Genomic DNA, 17,195 nt, shown 5'->3' on the forward strand with positions numbered 1-17,195 from the left:
GCATTCCGGCAACGCAGAGTTCCGGATCTCGCCGCACTAGGATCGTGCCCATGACCCGCGTTCTCTCTGCAGTCGCCTGGCCGTACGCCAACGGCCCGCGACACATCGGCCACGTCGCCGGTTTCGGCGTGCCCTCCGACGTCTTCAGCCGGTACATGCGGATGGCGGGTCACGACGTGCTGATGGTCTCGGGCACCGACGAGCACGGCACACCGATCCTCATCGCCGCGGACGAGGCCGGCCTCACCCCGCAGGAGCTCGCGGACCAGAACCACCGGGTGATCGCGACCGACCTGCGCGACCTCGGCATCTCCTACGACCTCTACACCCGGACCACGACGCGCAACCACACCGCCGTCGTCCAGGAGCTGTTCAAGGGTGTCTTCGACAACGGCTACTTCCTCGAGCAGACGACCAAGGGGGCGATCTCGCCGTCCACCGGCCGCACGCTGCCTGACCGGTACATCGAGGGCACCTGCCCCATCTGCGGGTACGACGCCGCGCGCGGCGACCAGTGCGACAACTGCGGCAACCAGCTCGACCCGGCCGACCTGAAGAACCCGCGCTCCAAGATCAACGGCGAGACCCCGGAGTTCATCGAGACCCAGCACTTCTTCCTCGACCTGCCCGCGCTGGCGGGTGCGCTCAAGGTCTGGTTGGACGAACGGGAGGCCAGCGGTACCTGGCGGCCGAACGTGATCAAGTTCAGCCAGAACATCCTCGAGGACATCCGGCCGCGCGCGATGTCCCGCGACATCGACTGGGGCATCCCGATCCCCTTGGACGGCTGGCGGGACAACCCGACCAAGCGGCTCTACGTCTGGTTCGACGCGGTGATCGGCTACCTGTCGGCCTCGATCGAGTGGGCGCGGCGTACGGGCCTCGAGGGCGGGGACCCCGAGGCCTGGCGGCAGTGGTGGAACGACCCCGCCGCGCTGTCCTACTACTTCATGGGCAAGGACAACATCACCTTCCACAGCCAGATCTGGCCCGCCGAGCTGCTGGCGTACGCCGGCAAGGGCGACAAGGGTGGGTCGCTGCACGCGTACGGCGAGCTGAACCTGCCGACCGAGGTCGTCTCGAGCGAGTTCCTGACGATGGAGGGCAAGAAGTTCTCCTCCTCCCAGCGCGTCGTGATCTACGTCCGCGACCTGCTCTCGCGCTACCAGCCCGACGCGTTCCGCTACTTCGTGGCGGCGGCCGGCCCGGAGAACCAGGACTCCGACTTCACCTGGGCCGAGTTCGTGCGCCGCACCAACGACGAGCTCGTCGCCGGGTGGGGAAACCTGGTCAACCGGACGGCCACGCTGATCAACAAGAACTTCGGGGAGATCCCGCCGGTCGGTGAGCTGACCGCTGCCGACCAGGCGCTGCTCGACTCCGTCGCCGGCGCGTTCGACACCGTCGGCGACCTGATCGGCAGGCACCGCCAGAAGGCCGCGATCGGCGAGGCGATGAAGGCCGTCGGTGAGGTCAACAAGTACCTGGCCGACCACGAGCCCTGGAAGCTCAAGGGGGAGGACGAGCGCGAGCGGCTCGGCACGATCCTGCACGTCACCGCCCAGTGCGTGGTCGACCTCAACCTGGTGCTCTCGCCGTTCCTGCCGTTCTCCGCGAACGCGATCGACGCGGCGTACGGCGGTGCGGGCGACGTCGCCCCGATGCCGGAGCTGCGCGAGGCCGAGGACCTGGACGGCGGTCCGGGCTACCCGATCCTCACCGGCGACTACACCGGTGCGCCCGCGTGGGCACGTCGTCCGGTCGTCGTCGGGACGCCGATCGAGAAGCCGACGCCGGTCTTCACCAAGCTCGACGTCGGGGTCGTCGAGGAGGAGCTCGCCCGGCTGGCCTAGTCGGTCACCAGCACCTTGATCGAGGGCAGCTCGGCGACCGCGTTGACGACCACCGAGAACGCGAGGAACGCGATCGCCAGCGTGTGGTGCTCGGAGGCCCAGAGGCCGGCCGTGGCGAGCGAGAGCACCAGCACCTTCACCGCGGGGCGGACGCCGCGTCCGCCGTACCGGGCCTTGGGCGAGGCGAACAGGAACCACACGGCAACGGTCACCAGCGCTGCGGCGACGGCGAGCGGGACGCCCTGCTGGTACTCGCCCCAGGTGGCCGCCGCGGAGATCGCGAGCAGCTCGTCGACGAAGACGAGGAACAGGACCGCCCAGCCGAAGATCGCCATGAGCCGAGGTTAGCGAGTGCCCGGGCTTGCTCGAGCGCAGCGAGGACCGTGAGTTGAGGACCAGGCCCACCCCCTAGGCTCTGCGCATGAGCACTCCCAGTCACGTCCCCGGTTTCTTCATGACCCAGAAGCTCACGCTGATGGTCAACCGCTACGAGATCCGGGCGATCGGCGCCGACGGACAACCGGGGGACCTGCTCGCATTCGCCGAGCAGAAGCGGATGACGTTCAAGGAGCAGGTCACCTTCTACGCGGACCTGGCCAAGACCCAGCCGGTGTTCTCCTTCAAGGCCCGCCAGAAGCTCGACCTCGGCGCCGAGTACGACGTCTTCGACGAGCGCGGCGAGGCGATCGGCTACTTCCGGAAGGACTTCAAGGCGAGCCTGCTGCGCTCGACGTTCCACCTCAACGGGCCGTACGTGAACGCGGTCGGCCAGGAGCGCAGCAAGGCGATCGCGATCATCCGGCGGTTCGTCGACTTCCCGTTCACGTTCCACTTCGACTTCCTCGACGGCGAGAACCTGGTGATGAGCGTCGACCGGCAGTTCTCGTTGCGCGACCGCTACACGGTGCACGTGCCGTACCAGGGCCTGGACTTCCGGCTCGCGGCCGCGATGGCGGTGGGGCTGGACGCCCTGATGGGCCGCTAGCCGTGGCGTTGTACCCGCAGTCGCGTGCAGCGGTCGAAGCCGGCCTGTCCGAGGTCCCGGTCTTCGACCCGTCCTTCGACATCGCAGCCTCCCGTGCCGCGGCCGTGAGCGCCGCCGCGGCCGACGAGCGCGAGGACGTCGACCAGGTCACCGACGTCGACGCCGACGGGGTCCGGTGCCGGCTGTACCGGCCAGTCAATTCGCACGGCGTGATCGTGCACCTGCACGGCGGCGGGTTCGTGTTCCACGACATCGACGTGCACGACGCGGCCGCTCGACGGCTCGCGAACCGGTCCGGCCGCGCCGTGCTCAGCGTCGACTACCGGCGGCCTCCCGAGCACCGGTTCCCGGCAGCCCCGGACGACGCCGACACGGCCGTGCGCTGGCTCTCCCGATCACGAGCAGAGCTCGGGATCGACGGTCCGACGTACGTGCACGGGGACAGCGCAGGGGGGAACCTCGCACTGGTCGCGGCGCTGCGCAACCCCGGCGTCTTCCGGGCGGTGGCGCTGACCTACCCGTTCCTGGATCCGCAGGCCGGTTTCGAGTCCTATCGGACCGCGACCGACGGTTTCGACCCCGCCGAGGCGGCCTGGTACTGGGAGAAGTACGCCGCGACGCCGGCGGACCTGGTGAACCCGGACCTCGCGCCGCTGCTCAGCGACCGGCTCGGCTCGCTGCCGCCGACGCTGGTGGTCACCTCCGAGCACGACCCGCTGCGCGACGAGGGCGAGGAGCTCGCCCGGCTGCTCGCCGAGGCGGGGGTCGAGGTGGTCGGCACCCGCTACCTGGGACAGCTGCACGGGTTCTGGCGTCACGTCGACGTCTTCGACGCGGCCGACCCGCTGACCCGTCAGATAGCGGGATTCTTCGCTCAGCACGCCTAGCGCCCCAGGTTCTTCGGGCATGATCGAGGGCATGCAGCAGCAGAGCCTGGCCGCCAGGATCGCGATCGGCGTCGCTGCGGTCGCCCTGCCGCTGGGGATGGTTGCGGCCTGGATCGACGGGTACGTCGCCGACACGGACCGGTACGTCGACGCGGTCGCCCCGCTGGCCGATGACCCCGAGGTGCAGAACGCTGTGGCTGATGCACTCGCCGGTGCCACGATCGCGGTGTTCAGCGAGCAGGCGCGGGAGACCGTCTGCGGGGAGAGCGCCCAGGCGTCCGGCAACCCTCTCGACGGCCTGGGCGGTCTCGGAGGTCTCGCCTCAGCGCTGGTCCCTCTCGCCGAGGGCCCGATCCGCGCCGGTCTGGGCGAGATCGTGAGGACCCCGACCTTCGCAAAAGCCTGGGGCAGTGCCAACCGCAGCGGCCACGAGCAGCTGCTCGGAGTGCTGGACGGCGATGACTCCCGGGTCGACGAGAACGGGTGCGTCTCGCTCGACCTGAGCACGGTGCTCCAAGAGGTCACCGACTCGATGACCGGGGGCGCGCTGCCGATCGAGATGCCCGACGTCGACGTCCCGGTGGCCATGGTCGACGTCGGCGACCTCAGCGCTGCTCGCACCGGTTACTCGGTGCTGAAGCCGCTCGGCGTGGTGCTGCCGCTGGTCTGGGTGGTCGCGGTCGCCGTGGCCCTGGTCACGAGCCGACGTCGCGGGTGGACGCTGGTCGCGCTCGGTGCCGCGTCTGCGGCCGGGATGCTCGGGGTCCTGGGTCTTGCCGGCTGGGTGCGCTCGGACCTGATCGGGGCCTCCGCGGACGCCTACGTCACCGGCGCCATCTGGGACGCGGTGTCCTCGCCGCTGCGGACCGGCGCCGTCGTCGGCCTGGTGATCAGTCTCGTGGCCGCAGTTGCCGGCGGCTGGCTGGTCTGGCGGTCCGCAGCCGCTGAGGGAGAGACCGCCGCCGCCCGATAACCCTCACCCGTACTCCTCGCTGCGCTCGTCAACGGGTTATCGGCCACTCGGTCACGAGCAAGCTCGGACGCTCGGTAGCCTCTACCCATGCGCGTGCACCTGGGATCTGATCACGCCGGCCTCGAGCTCAAGGAACACCTGCTCGGCTGGCTTCGCGACAACGGCTACGAGCCGGTCGACCACGGCCCGTTCGTCTACGACGCGCTCGACGACTACCCGGTCTTCTGCATCCGCGCAGCGGCCGGCGTGGTGGCCGACCCGGGCAGCCTCGGGGTGGTGATCGGTGGTTCCGGCAACGGCGAGCAGATCGCGGCCAACAAGGTCGCCGGGGTCCGCTCGGCGCTGGTCTGGAGCGAGGAGACGGCCGTCCTCGCCCGCGAGCACAACAACGCGAACGTGGTCTCGGTCGGCGGGCGGATGCACTCGCTGGAGGACATGACCCGCTTCGTGGAGGTCTTCCTGACCACCCCGTTCACCGACGAGGAGCGGCACGTGCGCCGGATCGCGATGATGGCGGCGTACGAGACGACCGGTGAGCTCCCCGCCCTGCCGGAGTCCGCACAGGGTCTCGGACCCGATGCCTGAAGGCAGCCGTGCCTGAGGGGCACACCCTTCTCAAGCTGGCCCAGGACCTCGACGCGGCCTTCGCAGGCGGACCTGTGCGGGTCAGCAGCCCGCAGGGGCGCTTCGCCGCGGACGCCGCGCTGCTCGACGGCACCGAGCTCGTCGCGGCCTCCTCGGCCGGCAAGCACCTGTTCGTCGAGTTCACGGGCGAGCGGTACGTGCACGTCCACCTCGGTCTGATCGGCAAGTTCGACCTGTACGACGGCGTCCCCCCGGAGGTGACCACCGGCCAGGTCCGGTTGCGCCTGCAGAACGACGCCGGGTACGCCGACCTCCGCGGGGCGACCCAGTGCGACCTCGTCGGCCCGGAGAAACGTGCTGCCGTGCTCGCCGGCCTCGGGCCGGACCCGTTGAAACCCGACGCCGACCCCGAGCGCGCCTGGGCGAGGATCTCGCGCAGCCACCGCCCGATCGGCGACCTGCTCATGGACCAGGCGGTGCTCGCCGGAGTCGGCAACGTCTACCGGGCCGAGGTGCTGTTCCGGCACAAGGTGCACCCGCTGCGTCCGGGCAAGACGCTGCGACGCGCCCAGTTCACCGCGATGTGGGACGACCTGGTCGAGCTGATGGCCGAGGGGGTGCGGACCGGACGGATCGACACGGTGCGTCCCGAGCACACCCCGGAGGCGATGGGGCGGGCGCCGCGCCAGGACGACCACGGCGGCGAGGTGTACGTGTACCGACGTACGGGGCAGGAGTGCCTGGTCTGCGGAGCGAAGGTCCGGACCGACGTCCTGGTCGGCCGCAACTCGTTCTGGTGCCCCCGTTGTCAGCCCACGTTCCGGTCGAGGGCCGTAGGCTGAGCAGCACACCGTGCGAGGGGTCAGGGGGAGCGAGGCGACGTGAGCGAGCTGCGTGACCTGCTGCGCATGCGCTGGGCGCGTCTCCAGCGGCAGATCAGCTACTCCGACGGCCCGGCGCTGACGTTCCTGGTGGCCCTCGCGCTCGCCCTGATCATCGCGGGGCGGCTCGCGGAGGACGTGGTGCCGCAGACCTCGGTGGTGTTCGCGATGGTGCTGGCCAGTCTGTGGCTCGGCCCGCGCACCCTGCCCTGGTTCGTCATCTTCTGCCTGGTGGGGGTGGTCTACCTCGCGGCCTACACGCCGGACATCAGCACGGTCACCGTCGTCCGCGTCCTGATCACCTTCGCCATCGGGCTGCTCATCATCGTCACGTCGTTCCGACGGATGCGCCTGGGTGTCGCGGGTCCTCGGGGAGAATCGATGTTCGTCGACCTGCGCGACCGGATCGCCCGCCAGGGCGCCATCCCGACCCTGCCGGCGGAGTGGCACGTCGAGTCGGCGTCGCGCGCCGCCGGCGGTACGTCGTTCGGTGGGGACTTCATCGTGGCCAGCCGCTCCACCGACGGCTCGACCCTCGAGCTGATCGTGGTCGACGTCTCCGGCAAGGGCATCGAGGCCGGTACCCGGTCGCTGCTGCTCTCCGGCGCGTTCGGCGGCCTGGCCTCCGCCGTCGCCGCCGACTCGTTCCTCGGCGACGCGAACACCTACCTGCTGCGCCAGGAGTGGACCGAGGGCTTCGCCACCGCGATCCACCTGCACCTCTCGCTGGCCACCGGTGACTTCGAGCTCCGGAAGGCGGGCCACCCGCCGGCCGTCTGGCTGCACGCCGGATCCGGTCGCTGGTCGGTGCTCGACTCCGACGGCCCCGTCCTCGGTCTGATCCCGGGGGCCACCTTCGAGACGGTCCGCGGCACGCTGATGCCCGACGACGCGCTGGTGATGTTCACCGACGGTCTGGTGGAGACCGTGGACCGCGACATCGCCAGCGGCATCGACAAGCTCGCCGGTCGGGCGCAGATGCTGCTCCCGAGCGGGTACGAGCGCGGAGCGCGACGGCTGATCGACGACCTGTCCAGCAGCAACGACGACGGGGCCCTGGTGCTGGTGCACCGCCGGCCGCCGTACGCCGCGGCCCGCCGCTGAAGCGGTACTGGACCCGCCGGGCCGCTTCCGCCAAGATGAGAACACGTTCTCGTTTTCGCGTGCAGTTTCGCGTGCAGTGCCGCAGTCGTCCTGAGGGGTAGCCGGTGTCCGACCTGTGTACGCCCACGTTCCTCGGGCTGGCGGACCGGCTCGGCGGCGTCCCGTGCGAGGACGCGCACCGGGTCGCCTACGTGAACAACCCGTTCGACCTCGCGGACGCGACGATGCCGTTCGTCGAGCTGCTGATGGTCGGGGGCGCGGTGCTCGCGCTGGTGCACGCAGTCCGCACGCTGCGGCGTACCGGCAGCGCGGTCAACCTGGGGGTCTGGATCGCCGCCGTCGTCTACGTCGCGGTGCTCGAGCCGCCGCTCTACTTCCCGGCGGCGTTCGGGATCGACGACTACGTGTCCGCGGTGTTCGTGCACAACGAGTTCACGGTCGGGTTCGTCTACGAACGGATGCCGCTGTACATCCTCTGCCTCTACCCGGCGCTGGTGTACCTGGCCTGGGTGCTCGTCGAGCGGCTCGGGATCCGCGCGCGGCATCCCGGCTGGCGCGGCGCACTGCTGACGGCGGTGTGCCTGGGCTTCACCCACCAGGCCTTCTACGAGATCTTCGACCACCTCGGACCGCAGCGGTTGTGGTGGGCCTGGGACTACAGCGCCTCGATGAACCAGGACCTGCTCGGCTCGGTGCCGATGTCGAGCGTGGTCAACTTCGCCCTGGTGATGCCGACCGCGTTCGCGTTCCTCTGCCTGATGGTCCTGACCCGGAAGGAGCGTCCGTCGGTGCGCTCGGTGCTGCCGGGTGCGGTCGCGGTCGGCGTGCTGACGCCGCTGGTCTCGATGCCCGGCCAGCTGCCCGTGACCTACCTCGACCTGGTCGACGACCCGAACACCGACGCGGTGCACGCGGTGCTGATCGCCATGCTCGTCGGCGCCGGCGTGCTCACCCTGCGCGAGGTGCTCGCTCGCTGGCGCGCGCCTGAACCGCAGGAGCCCGGCTTCCTCGGCTGGTACCCGGTGGTCCATCTCGGCGCCTACCTGGGGACCTTCGCGGTGCTCTGGGCCTGGGCGCTGCCGCAGACCCTCGGTGCGACGGACGGCGTCACCGACGACGGTCGGTTCGTGGGGTCGCTCCCGTACGTCGTCCTCTGCTTCGTGCTGACGGCGGTCATCGCGGCGCCGCTCGTGCGCGACGCCCGCCGGCGTACCCCTGTTCCCGATCCTGTTCTCGAGAGGCAACCATGAGCGCGTTCGTCACCCGCTACGACTTCCGGGCCCCGGGGGAGGCACTGGGGCGTCAGCACGAGATGTTCGCGCGCTGCCTGGACCAGGTCGGCTACCTCGAGGAGCACGGGCAGGACGCGATCGTGCTGTCGGAGCACCACGCCTCCGACGACGGCTACCTGCCGAGCCCGCTGATCGCCGCCGCGGCGGTGGCGGCTCGGACATCGACGATCTCGATCTCGGTGGCCGCGCTGCTGGCCAACCTCAGCGACCCGCTGCGGATCGCCGAGGACATCGCCGTGCTGGACCACCTCTCCGGCAGTCGGGTCACCTACACGATCGGGCTGGGGTACCGGCGCGAGGAGTACGCGATGTTCGGTCGCGCCTGGGAGACCCGCGGCGCCGACATCGAGAAGGCGATCGCGGTGCTGCAGCAGGCGTGGACCGGCGAGGAGTTCGAGCACGAGGGTCGCACCGTCCGGGTGCTGCCGACGCCGAACCAGCCGCCGGTGCTGTTCTACGGAGGCGGCTCGAAGGCCGCGGCGCGGCGAGCCGCCCGGCTCGGGCTGCACTTCCAGCCGCAGGTGGCCGACCCCGCGCTCAAGGACCTGTACGACGCCGAGTGCCGCGCGGCGGGCCGCGAGCCCGGCTTCGTGCTGCTGCCGCCCGGGGGACCGGCGACGGTCTTCTGCTCCGAGGACCCGGATCGCTTCTGGGCCGAGAACGGGCAGTACCTGCTCGCCGAGGCGCGCGGCTACAACGCCTGGCACAACGACTTCACCTCGCTGGTGCGCGACTCCTCGGACTCGGTCGCCGAGATGCGCGCGGCCGGTGTGTACGTCGTCGAGACGCCCGAGGACCTGGTCGCCAAGTGCCTGGCCCGGGAGATCCGGGTCGTCAGCAGCCACCCGTTGTGCGGCGGCCTTCCTGAGGAGCCGTCGTGGGAGAGTCTGCGACTCGTCTGCGAGACCGTGCTGCCGGCGGTGAAGGAGGGCATCGCGGCGGCGCGGGCCGCGAAGGCTGCTGCCGCGCCGTAGTGGAGGGGATGACGGGAATCGAACCCGCGTAATCAGTTTGGAAGACTGGGGCTCTACCATTGAGCTACATCCCCGCGGCCCCGGGATCTTCTCCGGAGCGCTCGCCTATGTTGCCACAGCAGCACCGACACACGCATGTCGGGCGTCCTCTACACTCGTGCAGCGGCCCGGAACACGGGCCGAAACGGGGCGTAGCGTAGTGGCTAGCGCGCCTGCTTTGGGAGCAGGAGACCGCAGGTTCGAGTCCTGTCGCCCCGACCAGGCCCGACTAGTGGCAGCCCGGGTTGACGCTCGACCCGATGCGGCTGAGCGCGGGCGCGGTCCGGAGCTGCTTGACCAGCTTCTTGTTCTTGGTCGTGCGCTTCAGCGAGAACCAGCGACCCCAGTCGAGCTGGCTCTTGGCCGACGCCGTGGGCCTGCCGGTCTCGGAGATCAGCGAGAGCCGCATGCTCAGCCACTCGTCGAACTGGGCGGCCTTGCGGGACTCGCGACGGATGATCCTGCCGTCGAGGAACCAGGAGATGTGGGTCGGCTTCACCTGGACGGCCCAGACGTGCCAGCCCGAGGTGGTCGGGCTGCTGCCGTTGGTCCAGCCGGCCTGCGATGCGTTGAGCGGGGGAGTCTTCACGGTCACGTTCGAGCCGAGCGCGATGCCCGGTCGGGTGATGCCGACCTTGGCGGTGGTCGGCTGGTCGGGGTCCCAGCTGGCGACGGTGATGCTGCGCGCCTCGCACGCCTCGATCGGGCCGGAGGGGACCAGCTCGACCTGCACCCGGTAGTGCTGACCCGCGCTGCCGGTGCTGCGGGTGCGGAAGCGGATCTCCCAGCGACCGGTCTTGCGGCCGGTGGCCCAGGTGGTGCTGGACTGGAACGGCGTCCGGGCGCCCGGGACGTCCGGGGCGATGGCCTGCAGGGTGCCGTGGCCGGCCTTGCCGACGACCCACTGGTTCCAGGACCCGCCCCGGCTCCACCGGGCCGGGGCCTTGTTCCCGTCCTGGGTGCGGAACTCGTACCGGGCGATGTTGCTCTTCGGGTCCTTGCCCCACGGCCACCAGTCGTACGTCGAGGCGTTGCTGAGCAGCTCGAACTTGGTGCACCCGGTGGGCCGGCCGCACGGAGCGGCGTCGGCACGGTCGCTGCTCAGGGGCGCGAGCGCGACCAGACCGAGTGCGAGGGAGGCCCCGACGAGGAACGCGGGCCAGCGGCGAAGAACGGACATATCGGTCATAACGAGTAGTACACCATTTCCGTGGCTCGAGGTCAGCACGTTCACGTTTTCGGACATCCAACTCGCGGTCCCGTACCCGGGTGCTCGGAACGGACACATCGATTTCTGAGCGCTTCGCCGCTGAAGTAGGCTGACCTGTCGGTCGCCCTCCGTGCGCCGGTCCCAGTCGTTACAAGGAGAACACCTGTGAAGAGCGCCGTCGAGACGCTGAACCCCACCCGGGCCAAGCTCACCATCGAGGTCCCGTTCGAAGAGCTCAAGCCGAGCCTCGACGCGGCCTACCAGCGGATCGCGAAGCAGGTGAACATCCCCGGCTTCCGCAAGGGCAAGGTCCCGCCGGCCGTCATCGACCGTCAGGTCGGTCGGGGTGCCGTTCTCGACGAGGCGATCAACGACGCGCTGCCGAAGCTGTACGTGCAGGCTCTCCAGGAGAACGACCTGCAGCCGCTGGCGCAGCCGGAGATCGACATCACCAAGTTCGAGGACAACGAGGCGCTGGAGTTCACCGCCGAGGTCGACGTCCGCCCGAGCATCGACGTCCCGAAGTACGACGACCTCGCCGTCGAGGTCCCGGCCGTCGAGGTCACCGACGAGAACATCGACGAGCAGGTCGAGCACCTCCGCGAGCGGTTCGCCACCCTGAACGACGTCGAGCGGCCCGCCGCCGACGGCGACATCGTCTCCATCGACCTGGTCGCCTCGAAGGACGGCGAGACCGTCGAGGGCGGCGAGGTCACCGGTTACTCCTACAAGGTCGGTGCCGGCGACATGCTCGACGGCGTCGACGACGCGCTGCGTGGCCTTTCCGCCGGCGAGGAGAAGACCTTCGTCAGCCAGCTCCTCGGCGGCGACCTGGCCGGCGAGGACGTCGACGTCACCGTGAAGGTCAACTCCGTCAAGGAGCAGGAGCTGCCCGCGTTCGACGACGAGTTCGCCCAGACCGCCTCGGAGTTCGACACCGCCGAGGAGCTGCGCGAGGACGTCAAGACCCGCCTGACCCGCGGCAAGCGGCTCGAGCAGGCGGCCGCCGCGCGCGACGCCGTCCTGGAGAAGCTGCTCGACAGCGCCGAGATCCCGCTGCCCGAGGCGGCCCTGTCGGCCGAGCTCGCCGAGCGCAAGGGTGAGATCGAGCAGCAGCTCCTCTACTCCGGCATGACCATGGAGAGCTACCTCGACGACCAGAAGCAGACGGTCGACGAGTTCGAGGCCGAGCTCGAGAAGCGGGTCAGCGACGCGATGGCGGCGCAGTTCCTGCTCGACGAGGTCGCCAAGGCCGAGGAGATCGGCGTCGAGCAGGCCGAGCTCTCCGAGCACCTGTTCCGCCGCGCGCAGCAGTCCGGCCAGAACCCGGACGAGTTCGTCAAGCACATGGTCGAGCACAACCACATCCCCGAGATGGTGGCCGAGGTCGTCCGCGGCAAGGCGCTCGCGCTCATCGTCGAGGGTGCCAAGGTCACCGACTCGAACGGTGCGCACGTCGAGCTGAAGCTGCTCCGCCCCGACGGCACCATCGGTGAGCCCGAGGCCGAGACCGCCGAGGCTCCTGCCGCGGACGCCGCCGCTGAGGAGCCCGCCGAGGCCTGAGCGGCCCCGCCTGCGACACGAGACACAGTCAGTGCACACATGTGCACTGGCTGTGTTTCAATTCAGGCATGACTGATCGCACGTCCTCCGACGCCGGTGTTCTCGAAGCCGCGGCGCTGGCCGCCGAGCACCTCGACCTGCTCGTCCTCGGTGCCGCTCGCGACATCCACGGGTCGGTCTCGGACCGGGTCGGCTTCGTGTTCGAGAAGGTCGCGGGCAACCGGAGCCTCGGGCACCGGGTCCACGACGGCATCGCCACCGGCGTGTACGCCGGACTCGGCGCCGGTCTGCGCGCGTCGGCCAAGGCGCTGCGCGCTGCGGACCGCCTCGGCGTCGGCCCGGCTATCGAGGACTCCCCGAAGGGCCGATTCGTCGTCTCGGCGGTGAACGGCCTGATCGGCGACAAGCTGGTGGCCGACGGTTCGCCGCTGGCGATCGAGATCGGCGTACGGCGCGACGGGCGGGACGTGCCGCTGACGCCCGAGGGTCTCGCCGCGGCGTACCCGGAGGCGAGCGACGCGATCGTGGTCTTCCTGCACGGTCTCTGCGAGACCGAGGACTACTGGGTCCGCAAGAGCCGTCCCCGCCCCGCGGACGGCAGCACCACGGCGTCGTACGGCGCCCGGCTGGAGGCCGACGAGGGCTGGAGCCCGGTGTTCATCCGCAACAACACCGGCAAGACCCTGGCCGAGGCCGGCGTCGACCTCAGCTCGGTGCTCACCCGGCTGGTCGAGGCATGGCCCACTGACGTACGGCGGATCGCGCTGGTCGGGCACTCGATGGGCGGACTGATTGCCCGGGCCGCGTGCGCGGTGTCCCTCGACGTCGAGGAGCCCTGGACCGATCTGGTCACCGACATCGTCACCCTCGGCGCCCCGCACACGGGCTCCCCGGTGGAGCGGTCGATCGCGCGGGGGATCCGGGTGGCCGCCCGGGCGCCCGAGCTGGTGCCGCTCGCCCGGATCTTCGAGCAGCGCTCGGTCGGTGTCCTCGACCTGCACGACGGGATGCCCGAGGACACGGCGGCGGTGCCGAACGCGCGGTACCACCTGGTCGCGGCGACGCTGAGCAGGTCGGCCCGGCACCCGGTCGCGGCCACGGTCGGCGACTACCTGGTCCAGTACCGTTCGGCTGTCGGGCTGCTTCCCGGCGGCGTCGAGATGTTTCCCGGTGCCGACGTGCTGCACGTGCCCGGCGCAGACCACTTCGACCTGCTCAACCACGACGACGTCTACGCCGCCCTGCGCGGCTGGCTCGCGCGAACGCCCCAGAAACCGAACCCGAAACCGACCTAGGAGTCTTGATGACCGCACCTCTGCCCGTGGCCGCCGCCATCGAGATCGACGCCGCGCCGGAGCAGGTGTGGGCAGCGGTCTCCGACCTCGGCCGGATGCCGGAGTTCAGCCCCGAGCTGCGCAAGGCGTACGTCTTCGGCGGTCCGGGACTGGGAGCCACCATCCTCGGCATCAACCGACGCAAGGCGGTCGCGTGGCCGACCACCTCGAAGGTGGTCCGCTGGGAGCCGAACCGGGCGGTCGCCTGGAAGACGCGCGAGAGCGGCGCGACCTGGGTCTACGAGCTCGAGCCGACCGCGACCGGGACGACCTTGACCGGTCGCCGGGTGCTGCCGGCGTACACGATCGGGAGCCGGCTGATTGGCCCGTTCATCGGGGGCGCAGCAGGCCACGACGGCGAGCTCGCGGCGGGCATCGAGGCGACGCTGGTGAAGATCAAGGCCGCTGTCGAGCGCTGAGGCGTGCCCTGCCCCTGAATCTGCCCGTAAATCTGCTCTGGGCGAACAACGGCTGTTTGCCCGTGGTTTTGGCGACGGGCCCGTCTAGTGTCATCGACGTGAACCTGAACTCTGAACCCCAGATGAACGGCGGCGCCGCATCGTACGGGCTTGACGACCACATCTACCAGCGACTGCTCCGCGAGCGGATCGTGTTCCTCGGTTCCGAGGTCCGCGACCAGAACGCGAACGCGCTCTGCGCGCAGCTGCTCCTGCTCTCGGCGGAGGACCCCGAGGCGGACATCTTCATGCACATCAACTCCCCGGGTGGCTCGGTGGACGCGGGCATGGCGATCTACGACACCATGAACTACATCCCGAACGACGTCGCGACCGTGGGCATGGGCCTGGCCGCGTCGATGGGTCAGTTCCTCCTGTGCGCCGGCGCGAAGGGCAAGCGGTACGCCCTCCCGCACGCGCGCATCATGATGCACCAGCCCTCCGGCGGCATGGGCGGCTCGGCCTCGGACATCAAGATCCAGGCGCAGCAGTCCCTGCACATCAAGAAGGTGCTGCTCGACCTGATCGCCGAGCACACCGGCCAGCCGGTCGAGCAGATCGAGACCGACGCCGACCGTGACCGCTGGTTCACCGCCGCCCAGGCCAAGGAGTACGGCTTCATCGACCACGTCATCACGAGTGCTCGCGAAGCCGCCGACGAGGGCCGTCCGGCCCGCAAGAGTGAGAAGTGATCGAGCGATGAACTACTACATCCCGCAGTGGGAAGAGCGCACCTCCTACGGCTTCCGGCGGATCGACCCGTACGGCAAGCTCTTCGAGGACCGGATCATCTTCCTCGGCACCCCGATCAGCGACGACATCGCCAACGCCGTGATGGCCCAGCTGCTCTGCCTGGAGTCGATGGACCCGACCCGCGACATCCAGATCTACATCAACTCGCCCGGTGGCTCGTTCACCGCGATGACGGCGATCTACGACACGATGAAGTTCATCCAGCCGGACGTCCAGACCGTCTGCCTGGGCCAGGCCGCCTCGGCCGCCGCGATCCTGCTCGCCGCCGGCACGCCGGGCAAGCGGCTCGCGCTTCCGAACAGCCGGATCCTCATCCACCAGCCGTACACCGAGGGCACCTACGGGCAGTCCTCGGACATCGAGATCCAGGCGAACGAGATCCTGCGCATGCGCGAGCTGCTCGAGGAGCTCATCGCCGAGCACACCGGCAAGGACAAGGACGAGGTCAGCCGCGACATCGAGCGCGACAAGATCCTCACCGCCGCCGGTGCGATGGAGTACGGACTGATCGACTCGATCCTGGAGTCCCGTAAGGCGGCTGCGCTCGTCTGAGCACACCGTCCCGGTGGTTTTGTGTCGTGTCCGACCGTATTCGTCCAGCTGACGGAGTACGGTCGGACTACGCACAGAGCCGCTGCAGCACCAGAAAATGATCAAGGCACTGTGAACGGCGCCGGTCCTCGGACCGGCACGAACGAGGGGAGTGGCCGCCCGTGGCACGCATCGGTGACGGTGGAGACCTGCTCAAGTGTTCCTTCTGCGGAAAGAGCCAGAAGCAGGTCAAGAAGCTGATCGCCGGGCCCGGCGTCTACATCTGCGACGAGTGCATCGACCTCTGCAACGAGATCATCGAGGAGGAGCTCAACGAGACCAGCGAGGTCGGTCTCGAGGAGCTGCCCAAGCCCCGTGAGATCTTCGAGTTCCTGAACTCCTACGTGATCGGCCAGGAGCAGGCGAAGAAGTCGCTCGCGGTCGCGGTCTACAACCACTACAAGCGTGTCCAGGCGGGGGTGACGACCGGCTCGGCGAAGAAGGGCGAAGACGCCGTCGAGGTCGCGAAGTCGAACATCCTCGTGATGGGTCCGACCGGTTGCGGCAAGACCTACCTCGCACAGACGCTCGCGCGGATGCTCAACGTGCCGTTCGCGATCGCCGACGCCACCGCGCTGACGGAGGCCGGCTACGTCGGCGAGGACGTCGAGAACATCCTGCTCAAGCTGATCCAGGCTGCTGACTACGACGTCAAGAAGGCCGAGACCGGCATCATCTACATCGACGAGATCGACAAGGTGGCCCGCAAGGCCGAGAACCCGTCGATCACCCGCGACGTCTCCGGCGAGGGCGTCCAGCAGGCGCTGCTGAAGATCATCGAGGGCACCACCGCCTCGGTGCCGCCGCAGGGCGGTCGCAAGCACCCGCACCAGGAGTTCATCCAGATCGACACGACGAACATCTTGTTCATCGTCGGCGGTGCCTTCGCCGGTCTGGAGCACATCGTCGAGCAGCGGGTCGGCAAGAAGACCCTCGGCTTCACCGCCGACGTCCGCGCCTCCAAGGAGGCCGAGGCGGACGAGATGTTCGCTCAGGTGCGTCCCGAGGACCTGGTGAAGTTCGGCCTGATCCCCGAGTTCATCGGCCGGCTCCCGCTGATCGCCTCGGTCAACAAGCTCGACAACCCGGCCCTGGTGCAGATCCTGGTCGAGCCGAAGAACGCGCTGATCAAGCAGTACCAGAAGCTCTTCGAGCTCGACGACGTCGAGCTCGAGTTCACCGAGGACGCCGTCCGCGCGATCGCCGACAAGGCGATGGAGCGGGGCACCGGCGCCCGCGGCCTGCGCGCCATCATCGAGGAGGTCCTCCTCAACGTGATGTACGAGGTGCCCTCGCGCGAGGACATCGGCAAGGTCGTCGTGACCGGCGAGGTCGTCGCGGACAACGTCAACCCGACGCTGGTGCCGCGCGAGCCCGAGAAGAAGGCCAAGAAGTCGGCCTGATCCGGTGAGTGAGGTCTCGGTGGGGCGTCGCTCGTTCTGGCGCACGATGGGGGACTGGCACCGCTATGACCTGCGTGTCCTGACCGGTCGGCAGGAACCCGTGAGGTTCGCCGACCTGCCGAGCGACATGCGGTGGTTCCGGGTGTCCCTGTTCGTGTTCCTCGCCATCTCGGTGGTCAGCTGGTTGGTCGACGGCACCTGGATTGACGGCATCCACTACGTGTCGTTCGCCGTTGTGGTGGTGCTGTACATCCGCTCGCTCCGCATCAGCCAGCGCTGGTCCACTCGTGTGCCCCAGGACGCGCTCTAG

At 69.4% G+C, this 17,195-nt stretch carries 18 protein-coding genes and 2 tRNA genes; 17 read left to right on the plus strand and 3 right to left on the minus strand.

Annotated features, from left to right (window positions below; translation table 11 throughout):
- The first annotated feature begins 50 nt into the window (after nucleotides 1–50).
- Nucleotides 51–1,853 carry a methionine--tRNA ligase gene (gene metG, locus ABIE44_RS15925; protein ID WP_209715356.1) on the plus strand — a complete coding sequence of 601 codons (1,803 nt, stop codon included), beginning with the start codon at nucleotides 51–53 and terminating at the stop codon, nucleotides 1,851–1,853.
- On the opposite strand, the gene ABIE44_RS15930 is transcribed toward metG, so the two are convergent.
- Nucleotides 1,850–2,188, minus strand: coding sequence for a DUF2568 domain-containing protein (locus ABIE44_RS15930; RefSeq protein WP_209715353.1), 339 nt, complete (start codon nucleotides 2,186–2,188; stop codon nucleotides 1,850–1,852). The genes metG and ABIE44_RS15930 overlap by 4 nt on opposite strands.
- An 86-nt stretch (nucleotides 2,189–2,274) precedes the next feature.
- On the opposite strand from ABIE44_RS15930, the gene ABIE44_RS15935 reads away from it, so the two are divergent.
- The 8 genes from ABIE44_RS15935 to ABIE44_RS15970 all read left to right on the plus strand — a co-directional run bounded on the left by ABIE44_RS15935 (nucleotide 2,275) and on the right by ABIE44_RS15970 (nucleotide 9,534).
- A complete protein-coding gene (locus ABIE44_RS15935) occupies nucleotides 2,275–2,838 on the plus strand; it encodes an LURP-one-related family protein (RefSeq protein WP_209715350.1) in 564 nt (187 codons plus the stop codon).
- Nucleotides 2,839–2,840: 2 nt separating this feature from the next.
- Nucleotides 2,841–3,725 carry an alpha/beta hydrolase gene (locus ABIE44_RS15940; RefSeq protein WP_209715347.1) on the plus strand — a complete coding sequence of 295 codons (885 nt, stop codon included), beginning with the start codon at nucleotides 2,841–2,843 and terminating at the stop codon, nucleotides 3,723–3,725.
- Between the two features lie 19 nt (nucleotides 3,726–3,744).
- Nucleotides 3,745–4,698, plus strand: a complete 954-nt coding sequence (locus ABIE44_RS15945) for a hypothetical protein (protein WP_209715343.1) — start codon at nucleotides 3,745–3,747, stop codon at nucleotides 4,696–4,698.
- 87 nt (nucleotides 4,699–4,785) lie between these two features.
- Nucleotides 4,786–5,283, plus strand: coding sequence for a ribose-5-phosphate isomerase (locus ABIE44_RS15950; RefSeq protein WP_209715340.1), 498 nt, complete (start codon nucleotides 4,786–4,788; stop codon nucleotides 5,281–5,283).
- Nucleotides 5,284–5,291: 8 nt separating this feature from the next.
- Entirely contained in the window at nucleotides 5,292–6,125 is an 834-nt protein-coding gene (locus tag ABIE44_RS15955; protein WP_209715337.1) for an Fpg/Nei family DNA glycosylase, read from the plus strand.
- Nucleotides 6,126–6,164: 39 nt separating this feature from the next.
- Nucleotides 6,165–7,268 carry a PP2C family protein-serine/threonine phosphatase gene (locus ABIE44_RS15960; RefSeq protein WP_354438164.1) on the plus strand — a complete coding sequence of 368 codons (1,104 nt, stop codon included), beginning with the start codon at nucleotides 6,165–6,167 and terminating at the stop codon, nucleotides 7,266–7,268.
- 104 nt (nucleotides 7,269–7,372) lie between these two features.
- Nucleotides 7,373–8,518, plus strand: a complete 1,146-nt coding sequence (locus ABIE44_RS15965) for a DUF7802 domain-containing protein (protein WP_209715334.1) — start codon at nucleotides 7,373–7,375, stop codon at nucleotides 8,516–8,518.
- Nucleotides 8,515–9,534, plus strand: a complete 1,020-nt coding sequence (locus tag ABIE44_RS15970; protein ID WP_209715331.1) for an LLM class flavin-dependent oxidoreductase — start codon at nucleotides 8,515–8,517, stop codon at nucleotides 9,532–9,534. Before ABIE44_RS15965 ends, ABIE44_RS15970 begins: the two co-directional genes overlap by 4 nt.
- Here the strand turns inward: ABIE44_RS15970 and ABIE44_RS15975 are convergent.
- Nucleotides 9,535–9,608 (minus strand) — tRNA-Gly (locus ABIE44_RS15975).
- 111 nt (nucleotides 9,609–9,719) lie between these two features.
- Between ABIE44_RS15975 and ABIE44_RS15980 the strand changes: the two genes are divergently transcribed.
- Nucleotides 9,720–9,795: transfer RNA gene (locus ABIE44_RS15980), tRNA-Pro, on the plus strand.
- 7 nt (nucleotides 9,796–9,802) lie between these two features.
- On the opposite strand, the gene ABIE44_RS15985 is transcribed toward ABIE44_RS15980, so the two are convergent.
- Nucleotides 9,803–10,762: a hypothetical protein gene (locus ABIE44_RS15985; protein ID WP_209715329.1), complete on the minus strand. Its 960-nt coding sequence runs from the start codon at nucleotides 10,760–10,762 to the stop codon at nucleotides 9,803–9,805.
- Between the two features lie 186 nt (nucleotides 10,763–10,948).
- On the opposite strand from ABIE44_RS15985, the gene tig reads away from it, so the two are divergent.
- From tig to ABIE44_RS16020, 7 genes are all read left to right on the plus strand, one after another.
- Nucleotides 10,949–12,346, plus strand: a complete 1,398-nt coding sequence (gene tig / locus ABIE44_RS15990; RefSeq protein WP_209715326.1) for a trigger factor — start codon at nucleotides 10,949–10,951, stop codon at nucleotides 12,344–12,346.
- 68 nt (nucleotides 12,347–12,414) lie between these two features.
- Nucleotides 12,415–13,641 (plus strand): alpha/beta hydrolase, encoded by a 1,227-nt coding sequence (locus ABIE44_RS15995; RefSeq protein ID WP_209715323.1) that lies wholly within the window; start codon nucleotides 12,415–12,417, stop codon nucleotides 13,639–13,641.
- Nucleotides 13,642–13,649: 8 nt separating this feature from the next.
- Nucleotides 13,650–14,099, plus strand: a complete 450-nt coding sequence (locus ABIE44_RS16000) for an SRPBCC family protein (RefSeq protein ID WP_209715319.1) — start codon at nucleotides 13,650–13,652, stop codon at nucleotides 14,097–14,099.
- A 122-nt stretch (nucleotides 14,100–14,221) separates the two neighbouring features.
- Nucleotides 14,222–14,830: an ATP-dependent Clp protease proteolytic subunit gene (locus ABIE44_RS16005; RefSeq protein ID WP_209723161.1), complete on the plus strand. Its 609-nt coding sequence runs from the start codon at nucleotides 14,222–14,224 to the stop codon at nucleotides 14,828–14,830.
- Between the two features lie 7 nt (nucleotides 14,831–14,837).
- Nucleotides 14,838–15,443: an ATP-dependent Clp protease proteolytic subunit gene (locus ABIE44_RS16010; protein WP_209715316.1), complete on the plus strand. Its 606-nt coding sequence runs from the start codon at nucleotides 14,838–14,840 to the stop codon at nucleotides 15,441–15,443.
- A 161-nt stretch (nucleotides 15,444–15,604) separates the two neighbouring features.
- Nucleotides 15,605–16,885 (plus strand): ATP-dependent Clp protease ATP-binding subunit ClpX, encoded by a 1,281-nt coding sequence (gene clpX / locus ABIE44_RS16015; protein ID WP_209715313.1) that lies wholly within the window; start codon nucleotides 15,605–15,607, stop codon nucleotides 16,883–16,885.
- 4 nt (nucleotides 16,886–16,889) lie between these two features.
- Nucleotides 16,890–17,195, plus strand: a complete 306-nt coding sequence (locus tag ABIE44_RS16020) for a hypothetical protein (RefSeq protein WP_209715310.1) — start codon at nucleotides 16,890–16,892, stop codon at nucleotides 17,193–17,195.

The sequence above is a fragment of the Marmoricola sp. OAE513 genome (assembly GCF_040546585.1).
In the GTDB taxonomy this organism is placed as follows: Bacteria; Actinomycetota; Actinomycetes; order Propionibacteriales; family Nocardioidaceae; genus Marmoricola.